A 7,398-nucleotide genomic window follows, 5' to 3' on the forward strand; every position below is an offset into this window, starting at 1 on the left:
GTCTGGCTTACATAATACGTTCCTGTCGCAAGAGTTTCAGTTCCCGCGTACAGAGTCCCGCCTGTATTGGCGCTGTACCATTTGTATGATGCTCCTGACGGAGACAGATCGCTTACTTTTTTATTGTCTGAAGAGCAGAAAATCTGCGCTGAAGCTGTCGGTGCTGATGATATAGCATTTACCGTAACAGTTGTTGCTGTTGAAAATGCACTATAACATCCTGAAGCATTAGATGCTTTAACACTATAATTTCCTGAAGCTGATACAATAATTGATTGTGTTGTTGCTCCTGTTGACCATAAATAACTGCTTCCTCCTGTAGAAGTCAAAGTTACACTACCTCCTTGGCAGAAAGTTGTTGCTCCATCTGCTGAAATTGAAGGTGCTGTCGGTGTAGGATTTACAGTGACAGACACTAAAAGCCTTGTACTTTCACAACTATTAATAGTTTGACTTACATAATAATTACCTGAAATTAAAGTTTCGTCTCCTGAATATTGTGTACCTCCTGCACTTGAATCATACCATTTTAAGTTAGATCCTGTTGCAACTAAATCTTTTACTTTTTTATTTTCTGATGAACAGAAAGTTTGTGTTGATGCTGAAGGTACTACTGGAGTTTGATTTACAGTTACATTTACAGCTGTTCTTAAACTTTCACATCCATTTGTTGTCTGGCTAACATAATAAGTTCCTGTTGTAAGTGTTTCACTTCCTGTATACAAAGTCCCGCCTGTATTTGCACTATACCATTTATATGCTGTTCCTGATGGAAGTAAATTGTTTACTTTTTTCAATTCTCCAGAACAAAAAGTTTGAGCAGAAGCTGCAGGGGCAGGGGTATTATTTACTGTTACGGAGACTGTAGTTCTTGTGCTCTCTCCACAGTCATTTGTTTGACTTACATAATAATTCCCTGATGATAAAGTTTCAGTTCCTGAATATAAACTACCTCCTGTAGCAGCACTATACCATTTATAAGCAGCTCCTGAAGGCGTTAAATCGCTTACTTTTTTATTATCATTTGCACAAAATGCCTGAGAAGAAACCGTTGGCGCAGATGGTCTTGTATTTATCGTAACAGTAACCTTTGTTCTTGCACTTTCTCCACAACTATTTGCTGTCTGGCTTACATAATAATCTCCATTAGTTAGAGGTTGCGATAATAAAAGCGCAGTACCTCCTGAAGATACATTATACCATTTTAAACTTGTACCTGTCGCTTGTAAATTATTAACTGTACTATTATCTTCAGCACAAAATGATTGTGACGCAACAGCAATTGGAGCCGAGGATTTAGAATTTACAGTTACACGAACTCTAGTTCTTGAGCTTTCACAGCCATTCAAAGTTTGACTGGCATAATAATCTGTGTTATTAGTCAATGTTAGATTTGATGCTAATACAGTATTACTGCTATTACTACTATACCATTTTATATTATTTCCTGTTACGATCAAATCTCCGACAGTTTTATTCTCTGAAGAACAGAATGTTTGATCAGAAGCTGTAGGTGCTGGTGAAAAATTAACTGTAACAGGGGCTGAGCTATTACTAACGCAACCTGAACTATTTACTATTTGAAGAGTATATGTTCCATCAGTTGTAACCGTTATACTTTGTGTAGTAGCACCAGTTGACCATAAATAAGAGGTTCCATTATATGAAGCGGCAGTATTATCTGCCTTTAAAACTGTAGAAGCTGAAGTTACACATAATGTCGCGTTTCCATTAATTTTTGGAGTTAATGGTTGCGGATTAATTGTTACCACAACTGACTTTACAAATGTACATCCATCAGCAGAAACTGCTTTTATGTAATAAGTTCCTGAAGCAGTAACAGCATTCGGTGAAGATAATGCTGTTGTTGCACCTGAGTTTGTCCAATAAGAAAGTGTTAGGTTTGAAGAGCTTCCTGCAGTTACAGAAGAAGCCGTCAAATTTACAGTTGAAGGCGCACAAACTGAAGCTGGATTTGTGACAACAAGATTTGCAGATTTTGGATTTACTGCCGCACTCGCAGAATTGTTTGCTGTATTGGTGTCTACTCCATTTGGTAATGATGCTGTGTTTGTATAATTTCCAGATGCATTTACTGTCGCAACAATTTTTAATGTCATCGAAGATTGTGCCTCCACATCACCAATAGTCCAAATTCCTGTTGTTGCATCATACACGCCAACAGAGGGTGCCGAATTTACATACGTATAACCAGAAGGAAGCAAATCAGTTACTGAAATTCCAGATACATTATTCCCACCTAAATTACTAACCTTAACCGTAAATTCTACATTAGACCCGATACAAGGTGTAGCATTATCAACAGTTTTAGTAATTCCTAAATCAGTACATAAAGTTACCGCAACTGTTTTAGATGGAGTTTGAGCTCCACATACTAAGGTAGAAGATACCGAGTAATTTCCTGTTTTTGTTGCAGTATAAATAGCAGAATTAGCTCCGCTAATTGCTGTTCCATTATAATACCATTGATAAGGCTCATAGCCTGATTGTGTTGTTAATTTGGCAGAATTATTTACACATCCCCCACCTTCAATATATGTTAAAGTAGGATCCTCTGGCTGAGCAGCAAAAGTTGAGAAAAAACCCGCCATGGAAAATCCTCCGGATTGTTGAACTATTGAAACGGTTAATTTGGATTCACTTTCAATGGTAAGAAATTCTGGGCTACCTATTTGTACACTATTAAAATTTATAATATACCACCCCGTTGAACCGATTTGATAACGAGGTGCAATCCCAGAAATATTAGTAGTTTTAACACCATTTATAGTTACAGCCTCATCTTTACTTCTTAAAAGGATATATCCAAAATAGTCTAAGGTTCCAAACTTATAGGCCTTAAATTTAGATGTTTCAACAAACTTAGAACCACCACATTCTGATACCGGTGCAATACTCGAAATATCTACCTCGCATTTTTGTGCGGTGCCAGAAAAGACCGCAACTCTTTTATCCGTAGAAATTCGAGATGTTGTAAAATCTGTAGCCGAAACCCCATTTACAAAAGTGAAAAAATCACCAGCTTTTTCTAAATTTACTGTTTTAGTTAAACTAGGAACTAAAACTCCCGCAGTTGTAAAACTTTGTACAGTAAGGTTCGTATCATCTTTTGTAGCCACTACAGTAGTCTGTTCTGCAATATCGTTTCCTGTACCTCTTTCGATAAAATATTCAGTTCCTAAAACTGCTTCAGGAGGAATTTGATTATAGGCACTATCTCCACAACCACCAGGAGTATCAATAGCCGCACATGTATTCATCACAATTGGATTTGAAGACTCAACCAATGTTCCTATTGGTGCTTTAAATAAATAACTCTGTCCTGCATTTAAAGTGGCTATAACAGCATTCTTAATTTTTATTGTTGTATTATTAACAGTAGCCATAATACTATAAATAGGACGCTGATCGCCGTAACTATTAAAATTTCCTAAAGATCCATCCCTATAATATCCAATCCTAAATCTTACTCCAAGTCCTGCGTCTCCAAAACTAGTTAATGCAGCATTTCCTTTAATATCCTTATCTACATTAGTGCCTGACAAATCATCAGAAGCAACGTTTCTTAAATTAATAGATACTGGCGCATCAGCTGCTACAATTAATCCTGCGCCGTTTAAAATAGTATCAAAAGCATATGCTTTTGTTGTACTAGGCGTACCAACAAATCTGTATACAGCTGGTGTTCCTTTAACTGCTGTCAGGTTGGTAACTAGTGTCCCATTACTTTTTGATACACTAATCTTTACAGTAGTTGTAGAATTTGTTGCTATAACAATTTCATTAGCATCATTAAAATACTGCCATGGAGCTGGCGCAATAAAATGTTTGGTATAGAATTGAGCCGAAACATTTTGTGCGGTTAATAATAAAAAAGCAATAAAAAAGATTAGCCTAGAAAATCCAGACTTACAAAAAGTAGAGTTACGCATAGACAACTTGGGTTTGTGGAACAGAAATTTCGGATGCCAAAAAATGGATGAACCTTTTTAGCATATTGATGAGATACGTGAAAAAATAGAAAATGGATTTAAAAAAGCTTAGAACAGCTTTTTTAAGACATACATATAAAAAAGATATCATGTAGACCATTGTCATATAGTAAATTAAAGACTATAAAAGTCTTACCGGTTTTAAATTAAGTAGATTTGGAAAGCGCGAAAGTATATCGAGGAATGAAATCAATCCTCATTATTCCGACAAAATGCAGATAAAATCGTCAAACAACAGTTTTTAACAACTGTTCATAGCTTGAAAATCAAAAAAATATAAAAATACGACAATGAAATAGCAGAATTTTCTTAAAAATTTAGAATATTTTCAAATTCCTACAGAATTTATTGACAAATAAGTAATTTAACGTAAGAAATAAAAAACAGCAAAAAGGGAATCTTAAAACAATAAAACATTCATTATCAAGACTATAAATAACAAACAATAAACATTAAACAAAAATCCCTATTGTAAAAACTTGATATTTCGTTTTAGTCCATCAAATTTGGTTCTTTTGATAGGGGAGTTTTTAAAAACCTGTTTAAAAGTTTCTTCAGTAATTTCCATCCAGTCTTTTTTGGTAAAAGAAAGTAAATCTGGATTAGGGTTAAATAGCGGTTCTGAATGAGGTTTAGAAAATCGATTCCACGGGCAAACGTCTTGGCAGGTATCACAACCAAACATCCATTCATCGAACTTCCCTTTCATTTCTGCAGGAAGATTTTCTTTTAATTCTATAGTATAATACGATATGCATTTACTTCCGTCAACAATATACGGAGCAACAATTGCTTGAGTAGGACAAGCGTCAATACAAGCTGTGCAAGATCCACAATGATCTGTAACTGCATGATCGTATTCTAAGTCTAAATCAATAATTAGTTCGGCAATAAAGTAAAAAGAACCGACTCTTTGGGTAATAAGATTACTGTTTTTTCCAATCCAACCCAAGCCGCTTTTAGCAGCCCAAGCCTTATCTAAAACAGGTGCTGAATCAACAAAAGCACGTCCTGAAACTTCTCCAATATTTTCCTGAATCGAATGGAGAAATTCTTTTAATTTGTCTTTAATTACAAAATGATAATCTTGTCCGTAAGCATATTTAGAAATCTTAAAACTTTCTTCGTTTTGTGTAGAATCTGGATAATAATTCAGTAAAAGTGAAACAACGCTCTTACCATCATCAACCAATAAAGTGGGGTCAAGACGTTTATCAAAATGGTTTTCCATATAAGCCATCTGACCATTGCGATTGTTCTTCAGCCAATTTTCAAGTCGAGGAGCTTCTTTTTCCAAAAACCCCGCTTTAGATATGCCACAAGAAAGAAATCCAAGCTTTTTGGCTTCTTCTTTTATAAACTTTGAATATGTTTCTTTCGAATTAATACTCATCTTTTTGAAAATGAAACTTCAATGTTAACAGGCTTTAAAGTCACTAAAGGATTAAAATTAACTGTTTCGTTTTTAGTTTTAATCTCGTACTTTTTTACAATTTGCGAAATTGCTAAACACATTTCATAAATAGCAAAACCAGTTCCTATGCACATTCTTGGACCAGCGCCAAAAGGATAAAAGTACTGCATTGACTTTTTCTTTTGTTCGCCTAAAAATCGTTCTGGAATGAATTGATCTGGATTATCCCAATACTTTGGATTGCGATGTAATTCATAAAATGATATTCCAATTAATGTGCTTTTTTTGATTTTAAATTCAGTCAAAGAATCATCGTCAACATTTTCTCTATCTGTAATCCAAGCAGGAGGATACAAACGCATTGATTCATTTAAAACTGCATTGGTATAAGTCATTTTCTGAAGCTGTTCAATAACATTATCAGTATGAGATTCTATCTCCGTGATTTCATCAAAAATCTTTTGTTGGATTTCGGGGTATCTTCCCAAAAAATGAAGTGTAAAAGTTAAAGCGTTCGCTGTTGTTTCATGACCAGCAATGAATAAAACCTTAATTTCGTCAATCAATTGCTGCATAGACATACTCTCTCCCGTATCTTCATATCGGGTTTCCATAAGCATATTGAGAAGATCGTTGTATTCTTCATTCGAAGCATTTCTTCCTTCAATAATTTCTTGAATAATATTATTATTTTCTTCTGCTAAATTTAAATGCTTTCTGACTTGCCCGCTTAATGAAAACCAAAATGCCTTATGAGGAAGTCTGATTTCCTTAACTAAAAACTTCTGAACTTCTTCTATAATGAATTTTATTCTATGAAGCTTTTCTTCCGAAATTGAAAATTCAAATAATGACTTTGCAACAACATTAAAAGCAAGCTGACTCATTGCTGGAAAGACATCAAAAAATTTATTTTCATCTAAATTATCAACTTCAGCAGTAATTGTTTTGTTCATATTGTCAACCAGCTGATTCATCTTTTGTTTATGAAAAGCAGGCTGAATAAGACGTCTTTGTTTTAACCAAAAATCACCATCACTAGTTAAAAGCCCTTTTCCCAAATATTTTGAAAGATATACAGACTGAAATTTGGACTTGTTATAATTTCTCTGATTTTTGACCAAAATATATTGCGCAATTTCATTGTCTCTTGATAAAATTATATACCTCGATAAACCAATTCTAATAGAGAAAGAATCACCAAATTTCTGAAAATATCTTTTATGAAAAGGAATTGGATTTCTTCGAACACCTTCAGCATCTTTAAAAAATCTCAATATTGAAAGTCTGGTTGGGTAATTATAATTTATATGTTCAGACATCTTGAATAGAATTAAAGCAGTAACAGTAATGTTTATTTTATCTTTTTAATCAAATTTACTTATTATGCTGCACAATCCATTCTGTAATATCTTTTATGTTCTGTATTTCAGTTTCAGGTGTATTCATCCCAACATCATGTGCCTTACCTTCTCTAATGATTAATTTTGTTTCTACGCCCTTTCTTTTTAATTCATTATAAAGATTTTGAGATTGACTAACATTAACAACATTATCCGCGTCACCATGAATTAACAATGTCGGTACGTTTGAAATATTACTAAACGGACTTATCTTAATTATTGCACTATTGTCTCCGCTAGAATCTATTTTAGTTCCAGCTAATTTATCAATAATATCAAAACGACCGTTCTTTTTTCTAAATTCTAATACTTCAGGAGAATCTAATCTTGAAGGTGCGCACAGCGCCGTTATAGATTTCATATTTTTTTTAGTGTAGCCGTATAATAATGCTAAATGCGCACCAGCACTAATTCCAACAATATGATAACCATTTTTGCTGTAACCATACTTACCAGATTTTTTTGAAACATAACTAACAGCAGCATCAATATCTGCTAATAAATCTTTAGCTGAAACACTATCATTTGCATAACGATAATCAACATTAGCAACAACAAATCCTTTATT

Annotated in this window: 4 protein-coding genes; all 4 read right to left on the reverse strand. The window is 34.0% G+C overall.

Annotated elements, in window-relative coordinates; genetic code table 11:
• Positions 1-3,953: hypothetical protein (locus B3J44_RS21400; RefSeq protein WP_286971322.1), on the reverse strand; the 3,953-nt coding region annotated here is incomplete at its 3' end.
• A 526-nt stretch (positions 3,954-4,479) separates the two neighbouring features.
• Positions 4,480-5,406, reverse strand: a complete 927-nt coding sequence (gene queG, locus B3J44_RS21405; RefSeq protein ID WP_286971324.1) for a tRNA epoxyqueuosine(34) reductase QueG — start codon at positions 5,404-5,406, stop codon at positions 4,480-4,482.
• A complete protein-coding gene (locus B3J44_RS21410) occupies positions 5,403-6,749 on the reverse strand; it encodes a cytochrome P450 (RefSeq protein ID WP_286971326.1) in 1,347 nt (448 codons plus the stop codon). Before B3J44_RS21410 ends, queG begins: the two co-directional genes overlap by 4 nt.
• 55 nt (positions 6,750-6,804) lie before the next feature.
• Positions 6,805-7,398, reverse strand: a 594-nt coding sequence (locus tag B3J44_RS21415; protein WP_286971328.1) for a prolyl oligopeptidase family serine peptidase, incomplete at its 5' end; no start/stop codon positions are given.

The organism is Flavobacterium sp. UBA4854 (assembly GCF_002399805.1).
In the GTDB taxonomy this organism is placed as follows: domain Bacteria; phylum Bacteroidota; class Bacteroidia; order Flavobacteriales; family Flavobacteriaceae; genus Flavobacterium; species Flavobacterium ginsengisoli.